The sequence below is a fragment of the Kineosporia corallincola genome, from assembly GCF_018499875.1.
In the GTDB taxonomy this organism is placed as follows: domain Bacteria; phylum Actinomycetota; class Actinomycetes; order Actinomycetales; family Kineosporiaceae; genus Kineosporia; species Kineosporia corallincola.
This window is the reverse complement of sequence record NZ_JAHBAY010000004.1, coordinates 421,731-441,205: the sequence shown is the minus strand read 5'-3', so window position 1 is coordinate 441,205 and position 19,475 is coordinate 421,731. Positions and strand designations below refer to the sequence as shown.

Sequence of the window (19,475 nt, the reverse complement as noted above, 5' to 3'; positions counted from 1 at the left end):
AGGCCAACTTCAAATGCACGTCGTCTCTTTCCTAGCGGCCCGATCCGGAAGTGCGGTCCCCACAGCGTTCACCTACTGTTTCATTGCTCTTGAACAGGTTTCGGTGAAAGGCCGCTCCATGACCGCCTCCGACATCGCGTCGGACACGTATGACCGCACCCTGAAACCGATTTCAGAGGCTCCTCTGGAATCCGGCATCCCGGACCGGCCCGGCACCGGCGGCACCACCCCGGCTCCCGCCGTGCCGCACCGCTTCACGGCCCTCGACGGCCTGCGCGGGCTGGCCGCGGTGGTGGTCGTGATCTTCCACCTGCGCCGCGAGTTTCGCGATCTCGGCGTTCCCGACGCGGTGGACCGGATGATCACCGGCGGCTACCTGATGGTCGACCTGTTCTTCGTGCTCAGCGGATTCGTGCTGGCGCGCACCATGTTACGCACCCGTGGTGGTCGCGACGCGCTGCTGTTCGCCCAGCTGCGAGTGCGCCGGTTCATGCCGCTGCACCTGACCGGCTGGGTAATCGCCCTGTCGGGAGTCGCTTTCGTGGCCCTCTGCCAGGGGATGACCCTGTTCCACCCACGCGCCACCCCGGCATTCGCCGCCGACGACACCACTGCCTGGGCCTGGCTGTCGAGCGCACTGCTGCTCCAGGGTTTCACCGGCCCGCAGTTCGCCGGCTACCCGGCGGCCTGGTCGCTGTCGATCGAACTGTGGACCAATGTTCTGCTCGTCGCGGTGATCGCCGTTCTGCCCTCGGCCGCACTGCGTCGCCGGGTCGGCCCGGCCGCTCTCCTGGCCGGGGCGGTGCTCCTGACCCTCACTCCGGCTGAAGCCGAGAACAGCGTCGGAACAGTCGCTTTCGCACGGGGCCTGGCCGGCCTCGGGGCCGGTGTCGTGACCTACGAGCTGTACCTGCTGTTCAGCCGGCGTGAGCCGGCGCACGAAGCGGGCGGCACCGTGCGCTGGGCCGCCCCGGTCGGCATGGTGTCGCTGCTGCTGCTCGGGCTGGCCTGCTGGGAACGCGAGATCGTGCGCGACCTGAGGTTCCTGCCGGTGCTGCCGGTGGCGATGCTGCTCGTGCTGAGTCTGGCCCTGCCCTCCGGCGGGCCGGCGCAGTGGCTGCTGAACACGGCCGTGGTGCGATGGCTGGGCAGCCGGTCGTTCGCGGTGTACGCATTGCACGGCCCGGTCCTGATGACCGTGGGGCTGGGGCCGGAGCTGGCCGGGCTGGATCCGGACGCGCCGCGGGTGGCGGGATTCGTCGTCGTCACCGGGCTGCTGGTCACGCTGGTCGCGGCCGGGATCGGGCACCGCTACGTGGAACGGGCCTGGGCGCCGCGACGAGCGGCCCATCGGCAGGTGACTCATCCGCAGGTGGCCGGGAAGCAGACGGCCGGGCAGCAGGTGGCCGGGCGGCAGGTGCCGGAACAGCGCCGGGTGCGGGCCTGAGGCCCGGATGTGCGGACGGTCACGGCCTGGGCCTGCGCTGGGCAGGCCCGGGCCGTCGTCGTCCTGTTGTTACTTCACCGGGAGCTGCGACAGGTCGTCGAGCCCGGTGAGCAGGAGCGCCTTGGCGTTGAGGCCGGGGCACCCGCTCTTCATCATGCGGTCGATCTTGACGTCGGCCACCGTGGCCCGCGGGGTCGTGGACCCCTCGAACGCTGTGGCGAGCGCCCTGCCCAGGGTGTTCTGCGCCTTGGTGGCGGAGGTCTCGCCCTGGAGATCGGCCATCGTGGTCTCGACCACGTCACACACCATCAGGGACGTGATGTCGAACCGCTCGGCGGAGGTCGAGGCGGCAGCAGTCGGGCTGCTTGCGGACGTCGTCGTCTCCTGCTGCACACCGATGGTCTGCTCACCGGCTGAGCTGGAGGCGTCGCTGCCCCCGCATCCGGCCAGCACGAGTCCCGTCAGGGGGACCACTGCCAGCATCCATGCTGCCTTACGTAAACCATGCGACACGGTCAGTTCTCCGGTAGGTCGTTCAAGCTGTTCAGCCCCGTGAGCTTAAGCGCCTTGGCATGGAGATCAGAACACGAGCCCTTGATCAGACCGTCGAAGTCGACCTCGGAAGCACTCGCGCCGTCGGCGAACATGTCGAGCGTCATGTTCACGCCGGCCGCGACGGCGTCCTTGGCGATGTCGGTGTCGGCCCCCTCGGCGGCCTGCACCACACCGTCGAGCGACTGGCAGGCCGTGGTGCCGGTGAGCTCCAGGTCGAGGCCGGCCGTGAGATCGTCGAGGCTGTCGGCGGAGTCACCCAGGGCGTCCTGGGCGTCTTCCAGAGCGGCCTGCGCGTCGTCGGCGCTGCCGATCGCCGAGGCCGAGCTCTCCAGGTTCTGGAGCTGCTCCGAGGCCTGCTTCAGCTGCTCCTGGGCCTTCTCCTCGTCGGACTGCCCCCCGCAGCCGGCCAGCAGCACCCCGGCCAGCGGCAGAACCACCAGCGCGCGCATCCCGACCGATTTCCTGACCGCACTCCGTGCCATGTCCAACGCCCTCCCAGACCGGTGACTCATTCCAGCCAGCCTGACGCGGAGTCACGGACATCCGTTGCACGCAGGACAAAGTAAACCCACAGCTACCGGCCGTGGTCAGTTGCGGTAGAGCTCGTTCAGCGAGTCCCGCCCGGCGGCGGCCAGCGCCCGTTCGTGCACGGCCGGGCACTCGTCGGCCATCGCCGCGTCCAGGTCGAACCCGCCCTCGTCGGACTCGCTGAACCGGGTCACGATCGTGGAGACGGTGGCGGCCAGCCGGGTCGCCGCGGCCTCGGTGTCGTCGCCCTCGCTGCTGTTCACCACCGCGCGCACGGCCGTGCAGGCGGCCTTGGCCCGGCCCGCCTCCCCCAGGTTCTGGGCGGCGTCTTCGAGGGCCTGCTCGGCGTCGGACAGGTCGGGAACGCTCTGCGCCGCGTCTTCCAGCTGCTGCGCGCCGTCGTCCAGTTGCTGGGCCGCGTCGTTCAGGTCGTCGAGCCGGCTCGCGGTGGAACCGCCCTCGCCGCAACCGGCCAGCAGCAGGGCCGCCAGCGGGACCACCACCAGCGACCGGATCACCACGGATCGTTCCGGAACCCTGCGCACGGTCTGCCTCCCGAGCCTTTTGGGGACGTTTGACGGCCAACGAGGGGCACCGTCACCGGGGTTCCCGATGAGGCCCTTGCGGGGGTCCAGCGCGGGCCCCGGCGCGCCGATGGGAAGGAGGTGACGGAGCAGAACGGCGAGGTTGCGGGGACGACGGGGGACGATGCGGAGCTGGCCGAGGCGCGGCGTCTGGCCGAGCTGGAGGCGTACCGCATCCTCGACACCGAGCCGGAGCCCGGTTTCGACGCGCTGGTCAAGGTGGCGTCGTCGATCGCCCGCACGCCGAGCTCCACGATCACCCTGATCGACGAGCACCGGCAGTGGTTCAAGGCGGCGATCGGGATGACCGGCCGGGAGGGTGAGCGGCGCACGGCTTTCTGCAACCGGGTGGTGGCGGACCGGCAGGCCCTGGTGGTGGAGGACGCCAGCACCGACCCGGACTGGGCGCAGAACCCGCTGGTCACCGACGAGCCGCAGATCCGGTTCTACGCCGGTTTCCCGCTGGAGACGCCGAACGGCGAGGTGCTGGGCACGCTCTGCGTGATCGACTACGAGCCGCGGCGGCTCACCCCCGAGCAGCTGGAGCTGCTGCGGGTGCTGGCCGAGCAGGTGATGGCCCAGCTCGCCCTGCGCCGCACGCTGTTCGAGCGGGAGCAGGAGCTGACCGAGCGGCAGCGGCTGAACGCATTGCTGACCGAGTCCGAGCGGCGCTACCGGATGCTGGTCGAGACCTCGCCCGACGTGATCGCCCGGCTCTCCCCGGAGGGCCGGGTGCTCTACGTGTCGCCCGCGCTGGAGGGCATCCTCGACCTCTCCCCCGAGACCGCGATGAGCACGCCGGGCATTCTCCAGGCGATCGTGCACCCGGACGAGCTGGCCGCCGCCCGCCGGGCTCTGGCCAGTGTGCGGTCGGGCCGTCGGCAGGAGTACACCGCGCGGCTGCGGCACAGCGGCGACAACACCTACCGGCAGATCGAGGTGACGATGCTGCCGATCGAGGACCGGGACGGCTCGGTCACCGAGATCATGCTGGTGGGGCGGGACGTCACGGAGAAGAGAGCGGTGCAGCAGGCCCTGGCCACGGCGACGGCGGAGGCGCTCCAGCGCGGCCGGCAGCTGGAGGAGGCCCAGGAGATCGCCGAGCTGAGCAGCTGGTCGGTCGACCTGGAGACCGGCGAGTCGTGGTGGTCGCCGCAGGTGTACAAGCTGTTCGGCGTCGACCCGGAGAACATCACCCCGACCGTCGAGCTGTCCCGCACCTTCATCCACCCCGACGACCGGGATCGGGTACGCGAGATCACCCGGCGGATCCGCGAGGAGGGAATCATCGCCGACCTGGAGTACCGGATCGTGCGGCCCACCGGGGAGGAACGGATCGTCGCGGCCCGAGGCCGGCGCGAGCCGGACGGCCGGGGCGGGACCGCCCGGGCGGTGGGCACCCTGCTCGACGTCACCGAGCTGCGCCGCACCGAGCGCGAGCTGCGCCGCGCACACGACCTGTTCGCCCAGGTGCTGGACGCCACCGAGCACGCCTTCATCGCGATCGACCCGGAGGGCCACATCACCATGTGGAACCGTGGGGCGGAGCGGATGCTGGGCTACACGGCGGCCGAGGTGCTCGGCACCAAGAAGGGTCTGACCTGGCACGACCCCGACGAGATGGCCCGGATCTCGGCCGAGATCGGGGAACCGTTCGGGCTGGGGATGTTCGTGCGTCACCTGGACCACCCGGCGCTGCGCCGACCGCGCACCTACATCGCGAAGGACGGCACCCGGCGCATCGTCTCGGTCACCACCACCCCGATGCACGACGACGGCCCGGACCAGGTGACCGGCTACATCGGCGTGGTCACCGACATCACCGCCCGGGTGCAGGCCGAGCACGAGCGCGACGCGCAGAGCCACATGCTGCGGGCGGTGATCCAGAACAACCAGTCGATCATCAACGTGAAGGACCTCGACGGTCACTACCTGATGGTCAACCGGGCGTTCGAGGAGGCGTTCGGCGTGACCGAGGCCGACATGCTGGGCGCGACCGACGAGGTGCTCGACCCGAATCTGGCCTCGCGGTGGCGAGCCAACGACCTGCGGGCCCTGGCCGGGCCGGCGCACATCGACGAGATCGCCGACCTGGCCGACGGCCGGCACTACTTCGAGACCGTGCGGGTGCCGCTCCAGGACGAGTCCGGCGAGATCAACGCCGTGTGCACGGTGGCCCTGGACGTGACCGAACGGCGCCGGGCCGAGGCGGAGAAGGCCGCGGCGATGGTGGAGATGACGGTCGCCCGGGACACCGCGGTGGCGGCGACCAAGGCGAAGTCGGCGTTCCTGGCCACGATGAGTCACGAGATCCGCACACCGATGAACGCCGTGATCGGAATGACCGGTCTGCTGCTGGAGACCCCGGTGAACGACGAGCAGCGCGAGCTGCTGCACACCGTGCGCAGCAGCGGCGACCAGCTACTGGCGATCATCAACGACATCCTGGACTTCTCCAAGATCGAGGCGGGCGACCTGGAGCTGGAGGCGCACCCGTTCGAGCTGCGCGAGTGCGTGGAGGGGGCGATGGCCCAGTTCGCCGGGTCGGTGAAGAACATCGACCTGGTGTCGCACGTCGACGACGACTGCCCGGGGGTGGTGGTCGGTGACGTCACCCGGCTGCGGCAGGTGCTGACGAACCTGATCAGCAACGCGATCAAGTTCACCCAGGAGGGTGACGTGCTGCTGCGGGTGGAGACCGAGGACGCCGGGTGGCCGGGTGAGCAGCTGCGGCTGCGTTTCACCGTGGCCGACACCGGCATCGGGATCTCCCGGGAGAACATGGGCCGGCTGTTCAAGTCGTTCAGCCAGGTCGACGCGTCCACCACCCGGCTCTACGGCGGCACCGGCCTGGGCCTGGCGATCAGCAAGGCGATCGTCGAGGCGATGGGCGGCAGCCTGACCGTGACCAGCGAGGTCGGCGTGGGGTCGAAGTTCACCTTCACGGCCACGCTGGGAGTGTTCGACGGACCGCAGACCCTGCGCAAACGTCCCCCGGCCGTGGTGGCCGGACGGCACGTGCTGATCGTGGACGACAACGACACCAACCGGCACATCCTCCGGCTCCAGCTGGAGGGGTACGGGATGGCCTGCCAGGACAGCGCCTCGCCGCTGGCGGCGCTGGCCCTGATCGGCAGCGGGGTGCAGTTCGACCTGGCGATCCTGGACTACGCGATGCCGGTGATGGACGGCGTGCAGCTCGCCCTGGCACTGCGCCAGCTGCCCGGCGGCCGGCAGCTGCCCCTGGTGCTGCTGTCGAGCATCGGCCGGCGCGACCGCAGCCAGGAGAAGGTGTTCGCCTCGGTGCTGACCAAGCCGATCCGCAGCGCGGCGCTGGCCGAGGTGCTGGGGCAGGTGCTGGCCCCGGAGGCACCGGCGGAGCCCAGCACCGCGGACACCGGCACACCCCCGGCCGGAACCGTCGCGGGTCTCCCGCAACCGGCCTCCCCCGCCGACCCCGTGGCCCCGGGACGGGTCGCCCCCCGCGACCGCGACCTGACAGCTCAGGCCAAGCTGCTGATCCTGCTGGTGGAGGACAACGAGATCAACCAGAAGGTCGGCAAACTCATGCTGGCCAAGCTCGGCCACACGGTGGAGGTGGCGGCCAACGGCGCCGAGGCGGTGGAGGCGGTGGAACGCTTCGACTACGACGTGGTGCTGATGGACATGCACATGCCGGTGATGGACGGGCTGGAGGCCACCCGCACCATCCGTACCCGGATCCCGGCCGAACGGCAGCCGCACATCATCGCGATGACGGCGAGCGTGACCAAGGAGGACCGGGACGCCTGCGCCGAGGCCGGCATGGACGGCTACCTGGCCAAACCGGTGCGGGCGGAGGACCTGACCGCGGCTCTCGGCGGAGTTCCCCTCCGTGGCTAGAGGTTTCTGTCACAACTGTCACAGCTCTCCACGGGACCCCTGAGGTCACAAGATTGACTCAAACCCCCTAAAGTCTCCCCGCGATCCGCTCGCAAGGATGCGGACGCGGATCGGATGGGGGCACCCGCGTGGGCGTCTGGGGTTCACGGCTGCGCGTGTGGGCGAGCACGGCCCTGCTGGTCGCGTTCCCGCTGGCGGGACTGCTGTTCCTCAGCACGTGCGCGGCGCTCGGCCTGATCACGCTGCTGAACCTGCGTGACCTGGAGCTGAAGGCCGCGCTGCCGGCGCTGCCGCTCCTGGCGGTGGCCGCGGTGCTGGGCCGGGAACTGCTGCGGCTGCGAGGGCTTCCCACGCCGCCCGGGCCGACCGGCCCGGAGGTGACGCCGGAGGACGAACCCGATCTGTGGGACGAGATCGAGGAGCTGGCCGAGCTGACCGGCGCGGAACCGCCCGACGCGCTGGTGATCGGCGGCGAGGCCCGGGCCGCGATCACCGAGGGCGGCGACGAGCGCACCCTGATGATCGGGCTGCCGCTGCTGGTCGGCCTGACCCGGGCCGAGCTGCGCGCCGTGATCACTCACGAGGTGGCGCACTTCGCGCCCGGGCCCACCGCGCCGGCCTGGCGCACCCACAGCCGCCTGCGCACTACCGTGTCCACCCTGCCGCCCGGCCTCGGTCACCGCCTGATGTCGCTGTATCTGCGCCTGTACAGCCAGGTCTCGGCACCGGTGCGGGCCGCTCACGAGCACGCGGCCGACGTCTGGGCCGCCCGCCTGGCCGGGCCGGACGCCGCGATCGACGCCCTGGAACGCACCCGCTACGTGGCCCTGGCCTGGGACCGGGTGCTCGGCGACTTCGCCCCGGCGATCACCCCGCACGGCCCGCGGGCCAGCCTGGCCGACGCGCTGGACGAGGTGATGGACGCCTCGCACGAGCTGCTGCACGAGGAGACCCGGCGCCGCCCGGCCCGCAACGGCACGCAGCCGTACGACGCGCACCGCCCGGACGAGGAACGGATCGCCCGGCTGGACCGGATGCCCGGCCCGGACCCCCGCCTGGCCCCGCCCCTGGAGCAGCCCAACGCCCCGGCCTGGTCGTGGCTGCAACAGCCGGAGCAGCTGCTGGCCGAGGCGGAGAGCACCGAGATCGCCCCCGGCCCGCCCGGCCGGGCGGCGGACTGGGCCACGGTGCTCACCGCCCGGCTGGAAGACACCTCGCGCAGCCGCGCCGGGCACCTGGCCCAGGCCCTCGAGCAGGCCCTCGACCCCGACGTTCCGGCCACGCTCGACGGCCTGCTGCGGATCGTGGCCAGCGGGCGCGGGCACCGCCTGCTGGAGCCGCACGACCCCGACGAGGCCCTCGCCGAGCTGGTCACCGCCTCGGTCGTCGCCGTCCTGGCCGAGGACCGGAGGGTGCGCGCCGTCCCCGATTTCGGTCCCGGCGGGCCGTTCCGGATCGAGTTCCTGGCCCCGGACGACCGGTTCTACCCCTGGCCCTTCGACGACGTGATCCACGAGGCGGTGGCGCACCCGGACGCGGTCGACGACCTGGCCGATGCGCTGGTCTCCGCCGAGGTGGACCTGCGCGCACCGATGGCGGCTCCGCCGGCGGCCCCACCCACGCGCCGCGAGCGCCGTGACCGGGGCGACCGGGGCGACCGTCGTGACCGCCGGGATCACCTGGACGCCGACGCCGGGGCCCCGCTGTTCCCCTGACGGTCAGGCCGTGGCCCGGGCCGCCACGAACCAGGTACCGGCCAGCAGCACCTCACCGCCGATCTCCGCGGCCGGCTGCTCCGGTTCCAGGAACCGCTCGCACCGGATGGTCGATCCTCATCAAACACCATCCGGAAATCGGGACTACTGTCCCGCCGCCGCCGGTTGGCACCGGGGAAGGCGTATCCCAGATGAAGGGCAGCAATCGTGGCCACACCCCTGTCGATCCTCGACCTGGCACCCGTGTCGAAGGGCCAGACCCCCGGCGAGGCGATCGCGGCCAGCGTCGCCCTGGCCCAGACCGCGGAGCGCACCGGGTACGAGCGGGTCTGGTACGCCGAGCACCACAACATGGCCGCCATCGCGTCCTCGGCCACCAGCGTGCTGATCGCCCACATCGCCGCGAACACCTCCACCATCAAGCTGGGCTCCGGCGGCATCATGCTGCCCAACCACTCGCCCCTGGTGATCGCCGAGCAGTTCGGCACCCTGGCCTCGATCCACCCCGGCCGCATCGAGCTGGGCCTGGGCCGCGCGCCCGGCTCCGACCAGGCCACCACCTACGCGCTGCGCCGCGACCCGGCCACCGCCGAGAACTTCCCGCAGGACGTGGTCGAGCTCCAGGGCTTCCTGGCCGGCGAGTCCAAGGTGCGCGGCGTGCAGGCGATCCCGGGCAAGGGCACCCACGTGCCGCTCTACATCCTCGGCTCGTCGCTGTTCGGCGCCCAGCTGGCCGCCGCCCTGGGCCTGCCCTACGCGTTCGCCTCGCACTTCGCCCCGGCCGCCCTGCACGACGCGGTCGCGATCTACCGCCGCGACTTCAAGCCGTCGGCCCAGCTCGACCACCCGCACGTGATCGCCGCGCTGAACGTGATCGCCACCGACACCACCGAGGAGGCGCAGGCCGAGCTGCGCCGGGTCAAGATCCAGCGGGTCGGCCTGCTCTACGGCCGCGGCCGCACGATCACCGAGGCCGAGGCCGCGCAGATCGTCGACTCCGGCGAGGCCGTGCAGCTGGAGGAGATGACGAGGTACACCGCCGCGGGCACGCCCGGCGAGGTGAAGGACTACCTGGAGCAGTTCCAGAAGCAGGCCGACGCCGACGAGCTGATCGTCGCCTTCGCCCACACCAGCACCGAGGGCCGGCTGCGCTCGGTCGAGCTCACCGGCGAGGTGATGGGCCAGACCGCCTGACCAGCCGAACCAGCGGTGCCGTGCCGGGCTTTTCAGCCCAGCACGGCACCGATCAGCATCGCCCGCACCACGCCGTCGCGGATCAGCCGCCCGATCCGGCGCTCCTGCTCGTGCACCTCGTCCAGCCGAGGGTCCCCGTCGTGCAGCCGGTCCACCAGCGTCTGCACCTCCCCGGCCAGCCGCCGCCACTCGTCCTCCTCCTGGTCGTGCACGTCTTCCCAGCCGACCGTGCCCACGATCGTCAGACCGTGCTCGGCCAGCATCCCCGGAAGCTCCGCGGCAGCAGGGAAAACGTTGCCCTCCGGCGCGCCGGGTGGCCGGGGCTCGTCCGCCGTGAACACCAGAAGCCCCAGCCGCGCACCGGGTTTCATCACCCGGACGATCTCCGCGAGCAGGTCGTGCCGGTCCGGCGTGGTGCACAGAACCCCCAGGCACCACACGGCGTCCACAGATCCGTCGGCCAGCGGCAGCCGTTGCCCGTCGGATCTCCAAGCAGGGACGGCGAAAAGATCCCGGGCCGCACGGCAGGCCGCGCCCATCGGCTCCAGCACCACCGGCCGCACCCCGAACCTCCGCCGGGCGAACGCCACCGGCCCTCCCATGCCGCCACCGACGTCCACCAGCAGTGAACCCTCCCGCAGGCCGCAGACCGAAGCCAGCCACCCGAGCGCGCCCGGACTGGCACTTCCCTTGCAGGCCGCGGCAATCGCGTACTCCGGCCCCAGCCGGCGCACCGCGTCGGCGGTCCAGGCGGCCAGCACCCCGAACTCCGCCTCCATCTCCTCAACGCTCATCGAGTATCTCCCGAACTCGTTCCCCCACCACGGCTTTGACCTCGGCCCCGGCCACCTCGCCACGTCCGGACGCCAGCCCGGACAGGTTCACCCCCACCACGCCGTCCACCGCCAGCAGCGCCCGGGCCTCGGCGACGGCCGCCTCGACACCCGCCCCCACCGGGTCCGGCGACGCCAGAACACGTTGCACCGCAAGCCGATCCAGGCCCAGTCCGGGCAGGCTCAGGGCCTGGGCCGAGCGCTCGTCGGTGTACACGGCCACCCCCGCGATCACCGGGAGCGTCACCCCGCAGGCCCGGGCGGCCCGCAGAAACCGGTCCACCCGCTCCGCCGATCCCACGTGGTTGAGCAGGCAGACCTGTGCCCCGGCCCGCTGCTTCTCGAACAGCCGCGCGGGGCGCAGCGCGACCGGCGGCGCGTCGGGCGACTCGGCCACCGCCACCCGCAGGCCGGTGTCCGCGGCGAGCGCGGCGAGCCGGGTGCTGTCGATGTCGAACACCTGGGTGACGCCGGGACGCATCCCGTGCGCCCGGCCGTCCCCGGTCACGCACAGCACCCCGGCGGCACCGGCCACGGCCAGCCCGGCCAGCTCCTGCTCCAGCACCACCCGGTTGCGGTCGCGGCAGGTCAGCGTGATCCAGCCGGGCAGCCCGGCGTCCCCGAGCAGTCGGGTCATCAGGGTGGGCGGCAGGTCGGGACGGTTGTGGTGCTCGCCCACCAGCACGCCGTCACAGGTCCCGCGCAGCACGGCGGCGACCGCGGCCACCGAGTCCACGTCGTACGGCCGCACCGTGAAGTCGCTCAGCACCAGCGGTTTCGGCGGCGGCGCGGCGGGCGCTCCGGACGGCGCCGGGCCGCTCCAGCGCACCACCCCGCCGGACGTCGCGAACGGGCACGGCCGGGGCACCATCTCGCAGGACAGATCGGCGCGGACCCCACCGCACGGCCCGTACTCCATCCGCTTCGGACAGGTCAGGGGCTCCTCGACGTCCATCATCGGCATCGCCCGAGTGTCGGCCCGGCACCGGCCCGGCGCACCTCCAGGCCACCCCTTCAGCCGCTCTGCTCCGGGAAGGCGGTGACCACCTTGGGGCACTGGACGAAACCGATCCCGGTCAGATCGGGCAGCACCACCAGCGGGCCGGAGTCCGGGGTGACGTCCCCGGGACGCCGGTAGCTCACACCGATCCGCAGCGGCGACGACTCGGGGCAGGTGTCGGGCAGTTTCCAGCGCACGGTCCAGAGCCGGGTGCCGTCGGCGACCAGCCGGGCCCGCGCCGGGCCGCGACCCGGCTTCTCGCAGGTTCCGCCGCCGGTGGCGGGCCGGTCCTGACGCAGCCCGCCCAGCGGCGGCCCGGTCACCGCCGTGACGTGCAGCGTCGCGTCGTCGGTGTTGGCCAGCCGGAACGACACCGTGAGGTAGTCGCGGTGGTCGGTGGTGACCGGGCAGACCTCGCGCAGGCGCACCGGCACGACATCCACCGGAGTGGTCGGGGCCACCGGGGCGGGCCTGGGAACCCTTCCGCCGCGGCGGGTTCCGGTGTCGTCACCCATCACCAGGCTGCCCGTCACCAGCGCCAGCGCCACGGCGACCGAGTAGGCGAGCAGGCGGACGGGTGAGGACGGCGGATCGGCCGGGCCGGGCCCGCCGCCGGGCTCCAGATCGAGGGTCTGCACCCGTGCACCCCGCTCCCGCGCGATGTGTTCCGCTGGGCAAAGCGGTGCGGTGGCACCGCGGGGAGGGGGTCCGCGGTGCCACCGCACCAGATCGTGGCCGGGTTTCCGGCGCGGTCGACGAGCTACGAGGCCGACGTGGTGGTGGACGACTGGAGGTCGTACACCGTCGTGCTGCCTACGGTAGTCGCGGTGAAGTTCTCCGCAACCCATTCGGCGATCTCGCTGGTGGTGCCGCCACCCATGCCACCGCCGTTGCCACCGCCGTTGCCACCGGGACCACCCTGGCTGCTCGAGCTGTCGTCGGAGCTACCGCTCGAACCGCCCGGCAGTTCCATGCCTTCCGGCAGTTCCGTGGTGCCCTGCGAGGACTGCGACTGCGACTGCGACGAGTCGGTGCCGGAGTCGGTGCTGCTGGACGAGCTGGACGAGCGGCCCATGCCACCGCCGCCGCCCATGCCGCCGGAGATGTAGTAGCGCACCTGGCCGTCGGCCACGAGCTCCTTGAACTCCGCCAGCGTGATCGCGTCGTCGCTACCGCTGAAGCCGCCGAGCGCCATGATCGGCTCACCGCTCGAGAGCTGGTACGTGGCCGAGGAGTTCGCGCTGTTCGCGGCCGCGGCCCAGGTGGTGCCGGCGCTCTGGAGCAGCGCGTCGATCTCGGAGCTGTCGCTGGAGCTGCTGCCGCCGCCCATGCCGCCACCGCCGCCCATGCTCATCCCGGAGCCGGAGCCGGACGGGCCGACCGAGGGGATCGAGCCGCTGTGGCCGGTCGCGGCCGTCGGCAGGGCGTAGGCCACCGTGCCGGTGCCACCGGCGAGCACACCCACCACCATGGCGGCGGCGATCGTGCGGGCCGCGAGCCGGATCGGGACCAGCAGCACCAGTGCCGCGATCACGGTCAGGGGCAGCAGGATGTAGCGGATCTCCGGGTGCCAGTCGTCGTTGCGGGCCAGCAGCGTGAACGACCACAGACCGGCGGCGAGCACGATCAGCGCCAGGCCGATGCGGGCGAACCAGCTCTCCCGGGCGTCCCACAGCGCCTTGCCGGAGATGCCGATCAGGGCGGCGATCGCCGGGGCCAGGGCCACCGTGTAGTACGGGTGGATCGTGCCTTCCATGAAGCTGAACAGCAGGCCGGTGATGAGCAGCCAGCCACCCCACATGATCAGCGCGGCCCGGGTGCGGTCGGTGCGGGGACGGCGCGCCGTCAGGATCAGGCCGGCCACCAGCGCGATCAGCGCGGCGGGCAGCAGCCAGGAGATGTGGTCACCCATGTCGGAGCTGAACAGCCGGTTCAGGCCGGTCGGGCCGCCGAACGACGAGCCGGCCTGGCCGCCGCTCATGCCGCCGCCACCGCCACCCCCGGCATTGCCGTCACCGCCGAACACCCGGCCGAGGCCGTTGTAGCCGAACACCAGGTTGAGGATCGAGTTGCCCTCGGAGCCGCCGATGTACGGGCGGGAGTCCGCCGGCCAGGCGTAGACGATCGCGATGTACCAGCCGCACGAGACGATCATCATCGCGAAGCCGCCGAGCAGCTGGAGGAACCGGCGCTTGAACGAGACCGGCGCGCAGACCAGGTAGGCCAGGCCGAGGGCGGGCACGATCACGAAACCCTGGAGCATCTTGGCCAGGAAGGCGAAGCCGATCGCGGTGCCGCACAGCAGCACCCACTTGGTCGCGCCCTTCTCCATCGCCCGCACCATGCAGTAGGTGGCGATGGTGAGCAGCAGTACCAGCAGGGCGTCGGGGTTGTTGAAGCGGAAGATCAGCACGGCGGCCGGGGTCAGCGCCAGGATCGCCCCGGCGAGCAGGCCGGCGGCCGGGCCCGACCAGCGCTTCACGGCCGCGTAGAGGAAGGCGACCGACAGGATGCCCTCGATCGCCTGCGGCAGCAGCATGCTGAAGCTGCTGAAGCCGAAAATCTGGCCGGACAGGCCCATCAGCCAGAGCGAGGCCGGGGGCTTGTCGACGGTGATGTAGTTGCTGGCGTCGAGCGAGCCGAAGAACAGGGCCTTCCAGCTCTCCGACCCGGCCTGGGCCGCCGCGGCGTAGTACTCGTTGGCGTAGCCGGAGTTGCTCAGGTTGATCAGGTAGAGGCAGGCGGTGCCGATCAGCAGCACCAGCAGGGCGGGGCGGGCCCAGGCCGGGTCGCCCTCGGCCGAGACCCAGAACCGACGACGGCCACGCTGCCGTCCGGAGAAGTTCGAGTGGCTTTCCGGCGCCGTGCCGGGCGGCTCGGCTCCCGGAGTGGCTTGCAGGCCGGGCGAGGTCGTCGTCATGGTGAGAACTGTTCACCCGGCCCCTGCACGGCGGCCGACCGTTACCTGTACGCGGGCTATGCGATTTTATGAGCTGGGCGTGCTGACCCCGGGCACCATGAACGACGCCGCCAGGTCGAACTCCTTCACGTCCACGTCGTGCTCCACCAGGAACTCGCGCAGCACGTCGATTCCGCGGCGCTTGAACGCGTTGTGGTAGATGCGCTCGTCGGCCGCGCCGAAGTGGTTGCCGTTCTGTGCGGCGGCCGTGCGGTCGCGCAGGCTCGGCGAGGCGGCCCAGCTCAGGTCGTTGCGCTCTTCCAGTTCCTGGTCCAGGTCGAGGCGGTCGGCGGTCTCCTGCCGGTCCATGCGGATCTTGCGGATCGCCCGCGACGGGCTGCCCCACAGCAGCGGCCAGACCATCGGGAACACGGTGCGCAGCAACGGCAGCCGGTAGGCGCCGGGACCGACCGGGATCTTCACCACGTCGCCGTAGTCGCCCTTGAGCGGCCGCAGCGCGCACACCGACATCTCCACCTCGAGCATCGGGCCGCGCTTCTCCACCCGCACGAACAGGGTGACGACGACCTGGCCGTCCCAGCCGGTGACCTCGAAATAGGTGTAGGGCCGGGCGGACCGGTGCTGGGTGCGCAGCGACTTCTCGATCACCTCGGGCCGCACCACCGAGATCGGCCGGCGGAACCGCAGCTCGTAGTCCCGGTCGTCGGGCACCGGGCCGGAGCGGAACAGGCCGCCGACGGTGCGGGCGTGGCCGCCGATCACGTACAGCCGGTGACCGGTGCGCGGCTTGTTCTCCATCGTCAGCGGGATCTGCTCGAGCAGGTAGCGGTGCAGGTCGATGGCCTCGAACGGCTTCGGCTCGCCACGCTTGCCCAGGCCCGCGTCGAGCGTGCCGACCCGGGTGTCGACGGTGAAGCTCCAGTGGTCGATCTGCTCCCCTGAGCCGTTGAACGGCGTCTTGCCGGCGAACACCACGACGTTGGCCCGGCCGGAGTCGCGGATGGCCTGTTCGACGTCTTCAGGTAGTGGGGGTGGCTCGACGGCGTCGAGGCCGCGGATGCCGATCGAGGCGAGCGCCGAGTCGTGCACCGCCCGGTAGTGCCGCCAGATGATCAGGAACCCGGCCAGGTAGGAGCCGACCAGGGCGGACAGGCCGAGCAGCAGCAGGCCGCCCGGGCCGAGGTCGCCGGTGAAGATGGAGACCAGGGCGATCTCCAGGACGATCGCCACCACGGCGGTGACCACGAGCAGCCACACGTCGCGGGTCTCGCGGCGCTGCTTGGCCTGGGCGGCGTGCCGGGCCAGCGCCACGGCGTCGATGTGCCAGTTCGGCGCCATCGCCTTCCAGTCCGGGTAGACGAAGTCGTTGAGCACCTCGCCGCCGAACGAGGCGTTCAGGTGGATGGCCGAGCAGAGCTGCCGGGTGATGCCGTCGCCCGCGACCACGAAGGGCCGCTCGGGGCCGGCCGGTCTGCGCTGCGCCGACCACGGTGGCTGGAGCGCCTGGCGCACCCTGACCTCAGGCGGGGCGCTGGAGATCAGCCGGGGCGTGGCCTCGGCCGTGGTCCTGCCTCCGCGGTGTCGCGAAGTCTCCGAGGGCGGCATTCGGGCTCCCTGCGTCGCTCACTGACCCTTGGTTACGGGTTACCCCGAGGACAGAGTTTCACCCGTCCAGGTGTATCCGCTCTAGATGATGCACCGAGTATTGGCCCAAGAGCGACAGGACGGGGCGAGTCACACGATCTTTCCCTCGTCACTTTGTCCCGGGGCGGCTCAAGACAATCGGGGACGACGCAAAGCGGCCGTCAGATTCACCCCAATTCCGGCATTCAGCGCATAGCTCTGACCAGCGGGAACATTCACGTCACCAAGTGTGAATAAGCAACCTCGGGCAGTGATGAATTGCCCTAGGGTGTGATCGCCCGGACCGCCGCTGAGAGCCACGGCATTGACCCGACTAGACCGCTCTGGGGGTTTGTCTTGACGTCCCGGCGTGTACAACCTCGGGGTAAGAGCAACCCCACCGGCACCGATCACCACGCGTATCCCGGCGATCACAGCATTCCCGGAGAAGGCGCCGATCCCGGCCCTGGCGGCGCACCCGGCCTTGCGGGCAGTGCGGGTGCAGTCTCCGGGCTCTCCGGACCGTCGGACGCCGGCGCGCGGGGTCTCCCCCGGCACGCCGACATCGACGCCCGGGTGGCCCTCAACCGATACCGCCGCGACGTGCTGGTGGCCGACGCGCTGTGCGCCGGCGCCGCAGCTCTGCTGGCCATCCTGCTGCGGTTCGACGGCGAGGCTCCGGGCCGCTGGTCCTGGGTGCCGATCGTGCTGCCGCTGATCTGGATCGGCATCGCCGGCCTGGACCGGGTCTACGAACGGCGCTTCCTCGGGGCCGGCACCGAGGAGTTCCAGCGGGTGCTGCGCTCCGGCGTGGTGCTGTTCGCGACCATCGCCGTCACCTCGTACCTGTCCCGCAGCAACGTGTCCCGCTCGGTGGTGATCTTCGCTGTGCCGGTCACCGTGTGCGGCGCGCTGGCCGTGCGCAAGGTCCTGCGCATCCGGCTGCACCACGCCCGGGCCGCCGGGATCGGCCTGGAGCGCACCATCGTGCTGGGCGACGCCGAGGGCGCCGTCGAGCTGGTGCACCTGCTGCGCAACACCACCTACCGGGGCATGGTGCCGGTGGGCGTCTGCCTGGCCACCAGCCCGGTCACCCCCAGCGACGTGGACGGCGTGCCGGTGATGGGCGGCCCCGACGACGTGCTGGCCGCGGTCGACGCCACCGGCGCGCACGTGGTGGCCGTGGTCTCGCACCCCGACCTGTGGGGGCATCCGCTGCGCGAGCTGGCCTGGGAGCTGGAGGACCGGGACGTGGAGCTGGTCGTCTCCCCCGGCATCGTCGAGGTGGCCGGGCCCCGGCTGTCGATCCGGCCGCTGGCCGGCCTGTCGCTGCTGCACCTCGAGCAGCCCACCGCCGACGGCGGGGACCTGCTGCTCAAGGCCGCGTTCGACCGGCTGCTCGGCACCGCGATCCTGCTGGCCCTGTCGCCCCTGCTGATCGGCCTGGCCCTGGCGGTGCGGCTGACCAGCCCGGGCCCGGCGTTCTTCCGGCAGACCCGGGTCGGCGTGGGCGGGCGGGAGTTCTCGATCTACAAGTTCCGCTCGATGGTCACCGACGCCGAGCGCCGCCTCACCGACCTGAGCGCCGCCGACGACGGCAACGGGGTGCTGTTCAAGATGCGCGCCGACCCTCGGGTCACCCCGCTCGGCTCGGTGCTGCGCCGCTACTCCCTCGACGAGCTGCCCCAGCTGATCAACGTGGCCAAGGGCGACATGTCGCTGGTCGGCCCGCGCCCGCCGCTGCCCAGCGAGGTGGCGGGCTACTCCAGCGACGCGGTGCGCCGGCTGCGGGTGCGGCCGGGCATGACCGGGCTCTGGCAGGTGTCCGGCCGCTCCGACCTGAGCTGGGAGCAGTCGCTCCTGCTCGACCTGCGCTACGTGGACAACTGGTCGATGACGCTCGACCTGAGCATCCTCTGGCGCACCGTGCGCGCGGTGGTCAAGGGGCAGGGAGCGTATTAGAGCTCTTCGTCGTCGTCCGGATGATCGGGCTGCGGGTTGGCCGCGGCCGCCGCGAACCAGGTCTGGGCCTGGGCCAGGTCGGCGTGGGTGATGGTGCCGCTGCGGATGGCCCACATCGCCAGCGGCAGCCGGAAGTCCTCGGCGGCGTCCGGCCGCTCGCGGGAGACCAGGCCGGGCACGCCGTGGCTGTCCAGCTTCTCGCGCACCTGCTTGAACACGTTGCGCACGTATCCGGGACGGCGCCCGACGCGCTCGGCCACCTGACGGTAGGTGGCGGCGCTGGCCTGGGTGCCGGAACGGGTGAGCAGCGGCTCACAGAGCGCGGTGAGCAGGCGACGCTGGGCCGGGGTGAGCATGATCGGGGGCACGACCACGGTGGGCGAGGAGTCCGACTCCTCCTCCAGCGCGGTGCTCGACGGCGGCAGGCCGCGGGCGTCCACGTGCACGACGTAGTCCCGGCCGAAGCGGCCGGTGATGACGACGTCGAACTGGCGCCAGGGCAGCGAGGTGGTGGCCGCGCCGGGCTCGACCGTGCGGGCGGCGCCGGTGAGCGGGCGCAGCGAGATCAGTTTGGACGAGGAGACGTTGCGGATCAGCACGCAGTCGGCCAGCACCCGCAGCGTGGCGCTGTGGCGGGAGACGTGGTCGTCCTCGGGCTCGAAGGCGACGCGCAGGTCGCAGGCGCGGCTACGGCCCACCGTGACCTCCTGGCCGGGCGGAACGGCGCGACGCACCCGTCCCTCCTCCACGGAGAAGAGCACGGCGGCCGACGGCACCTCAACGAACGGCGGCTGGCTCATCGCGCCACTAGGCACCTGCTGGGTCATGCTCATCTGCCCCATCCGCGCAGTCCTTCCCGGGAAGTCCGCGCACCGCACACATGACTTCCACTTTCGCTCATTCGCCCGGATCTGTCACCGGTCCCCGCAAGGTACGGCACGAACGACCCATTGACGACGGAAAGAAAGTGGTATCCGTATGTGATCTCGGCGATCCCAGCAAAGTCCCGGGTACTGCACCGCCGTCGCAGAGACACTGCGCAGGCACGGCAAAGGCTCGGTCCAGCAAGCATTATGGACGTGCGGGGAGCCACATGATGCCGTCCGGCGACGGCCGGTATCCACCCGACCCCTGTGCGGGTGGATACCGCCTCATCGGGCACTGGCCGGTCTTCGGACAGCAGGTCGGTGCCCCTGGCAACCAAGGCAGATGCCGGATCAATTCAGGACATC

Annotated in this window: 14 protein-coding genes; 5 read left to right on the top strand and 9 right to left on the bottom strand. The window is 71.5% G+C overall.

What is annotated here, in order from left to right; translation table 11 throughout:
- Window positions 1-118: 118 nt before the first annotated feature.
- Window positions 119-1,447 carry an acyltransferase family protein gene (locus KIH74_RS12230; protein ID WP_214155990.1) on the top strand — a complete coding sequence of 443 codons (1,329 nt, stop codon included), beginning with the start codon at window positions 119-121 and terminating at the stop codon, window positions 1,445-1,447.
- A 69-nt stretch (window positions 1,448-1,516) separates the two neighbouring features.
- On the opposite strand, the gene KIH74_RS12225 is transcribed toward KIH74_RS12230, so the two are convergent.
- The 3 genes from KIH74_RS12225 to KIH74_RS12215 form a co-directional block, all read right to left on the bottom strand.
- Window positions 1,517-1,930: a hypothetical protein gene (locus KIH74_RS12225; RefSeq protein ID WP_214155989.1), complete on the bottom strand. Its 414-nt coding sequence runs from the start codon at window positions 1,928-1,930 to the stop codon at window positions 1,517-1,519.
- 32 nt (window positions 1,931-1,962) lie between these two features.
- Window positions 1,963-2,451, bottom strand: coding sequence for a hypothetical protein (locus tag KIH74_RS12220; protein WP_214155988.1), 489 nt, complete (start codon window positions 2,449-2,451; stop codon window positions 1,963-1,965).
- A gap of 138 nt (window positions 2,452-2,589) precedes the next feature.
- A complete protein-coding gene (locus KIH74_RS12215; protein WP_214155987.1) occupies window positions 2,590-3,075 on the bottom strand; it encodes a hypothetical protein in 486 nt (161 codons plus the stop codon).
- A gap of 120 nt (window positions 3,076-3,195) precedes the next feature.
- Between KIH74_RS12215 and KIH74_RS12210 the strand changes: the two genes are divergently transcribed.
- The 3 genes from KIH74_RS12210 (at window position 3,196) to KIH74_RS12200 (ending at window position 9,905) form a co-directional block, all read left to right on the top strand.
- On the top strand, window positions 3,196-6,996 hold the full coding sequence (locus KIH74_RS12210) for a PAS domain S-box protein (RefSeq protein ID WP_214155986.1): 3,801 nt from the start codon (window positions 3,196-3,198) through the stop codon (window positions 6,994-6,996).
- Between the two features lie 155 nt (window positions 6,997-7,151).
- Complete coding sequence (locus KIH74_RS12205; protein WP_214155985.1) at window positions 7,152-8,711, top strand: M48 family metallopeptidase; 1,560 nt, start codon at window positions 7,152-7,154, stop codon at window positions 8,709-8,711.
- A gap of 207 nt (window positions 8,712-8,918) precedes the next feature.
- A complete protein-coding gene (locus KIH74_RS12200; protein ID WP_214155984.1) occupies window positions 8,919-9,905 on the top strand; it encodes an LLM class flavin-dependent oxidoreductase in 987 nt (328 codons plus the stop codon).
- A 32-nt stretch (window positions 9,906-9,937) separates the two neighbouring features.
- Here KIH74_RS12200 and KIH74_RS12195 read toward each other — a convergent pair whose 3' ends face one another.
- From KIH74_RS12195 to KIH74_RS12175, 5 genes are all read right to left on the bottom strand, one after another.
- The gene (locus KIH74_RS12195; protein WP_214155983.1) at window positions 9,938-10,699 is read right to left on the bottom strand and encodes a class I SAM-dependent methyltransferase; all 762 of its coding nucleotides are present in this window, start codon (window positions 10,697-10,699) and stop codon (window positions 9,938-9,940) included.
- A complete protein-coding gene (locus KIH74_RS12190) occupies window positions 10,689-11,702 on the bottom strand; it encodes a methylenetetrahydrofolate reductase (protein ID WP_214155982.1) in 1,014 nt (337 codons plus the stop codon). Before KIH74_RS12190 ends, KIH74_RS12195 begins: the two co-directional genes overlap by 11 nt.
- A gap of 50 nt (window positions 11,703-11,752) precedes the next feature.
- Window positions 11,753-12,376, bottom strand: a complete 624-nt coding sequence (locus tag KIH74_RS12185; RefSeq protein WP_214155981.1) for a hypothetical protein — start codon at window positions 12,374-12,376, stop codon at window positions 11,753-11,755.
- A gap of 122 nt (window positions 12,377-12,498) precedes the next feature.
- Complete coding sequence (locus tag KIH74_RS12180) at window positions 12,499-14,658, bottom strand: ArnT family glycosyltransferase (RefSeq protein WP_214155980.1); 2,160 nt, start codon at window positions 14,656-14,658, stop codon at window positions 12,499-12,501.
- Window positions 14,659-14,724: 66 nt separating this feature from the next.
- Window positions 14,725-16,263 carry an AbeC-like domain-containing protein gene (locus tag KIH74_RS12175; RefSeq protein WP_214155979.1) on the bottom strand — a complete coding sequence of 513 codons (1,539 nt, stop codon included), beginning with the start codon at window positions 16,261-16,263 and terminating at the stop codon, window positions 14,725-14,727.
- A 594-nt stretch (window positions 16,264-16,857) separates the two neighbouring features.
- On the opposite strand from KIH74_RS12175, the gene KIH74_RS12170 reads away from it, so the two are divergent.
- The gene (locus tag KIH74_RS12170) at window positions 16,858-18,243 is read left to right on the top strand and encodes a sugar transferase (RefSeq protein WP_214155978.1); all 1,386 of its coding nucleotides are present in this window, start codon (window positions 16,858-16,860) and stop codon (window positions 18,241-18,243) included.
- On the opposite strand, the gene KIH74_RS12165 is transcribed toward KIH74_RS12170, so the two are convergent.
- A complete protein-coding gene (locus KIH74_RS12165; RefSeq protein WP_214155977.1) occupies window positions 18,240-19,076 on the bottom strand; it encodes a hypothetical protein in 837 nt (278 codons plus the stop codon). The genes KIH74_RS12170 and KIH74_RS12165 overlap by 4 nt on opposite strands.
- Window positions 19,077-19,475 lie beyond the last annotated feature (399 nt).

What these genes read in the sequence shown, in the direction of transcription:
- KIH74_RS12230 (WP_214155990.1), top strand. Translation starts at nt 119, where the DNA reads ATGACCGCCTCCGACATCGCGTCGGACACGTATGACCGCACCCTGAAA.
- KIH74_RS12225 (WP_214155989.1), bottom strand. Translation starts at nt 1,930, where the DNA reads ATGCTGGCAGTGGTCCCCCTGACGGGACTCGTGCTGGCCGGATGCGGG.
- KIH74_RS12220 (WP_214155988.1), bottom strand. Translation starts at nt 2,451, where the DNA reads ATGCGCGCGCTGGTGGTTCTGCCGCTGGCCGGGGTGCTGCTGGCCGGC.
- KIH74_RS12195 (WP_214155983.1), bottom strand. Translation starts at nt 10,699, where the DNA reads ATGAGCGTTGAGGAGATGGAGGCGGAGTTCGGGGTGCTGGCCGCCTGG.
- KIH74_RS12190 (WP_214155982.1), bottom strand. Translation starts at nt 11,702, where the DNA reads ATGCCGATGATGGACGTCGAGGAGCCCCTGACCTGTCCGAAGCGGATG.
- KIH74_RS12180 (WP_214155980.1), bottom strand. Translation starts at nt 14,658, where the DNA reads ATGACGACGACCTCGCCCGGCCTGCAAGCCACTCCGGGAGCCGAGCCG.
- KIH74_RS12175 (WP_214155979.1), bottom strand. Translation starts at nt 16,263, where the DNA reads ATGCCGCCCTCGGAGACTTCGCGACACCGCGGAGGCAGGACCACGGCC.
- KIH74_RS12165 (WP_214155977.1), bottom strand. Translation starts at nt 19,076, where the DNA reads ATGAGCATGACCCAGCAGGTGCCTAGTGGCGCGATGAGCCAGCCGCCG.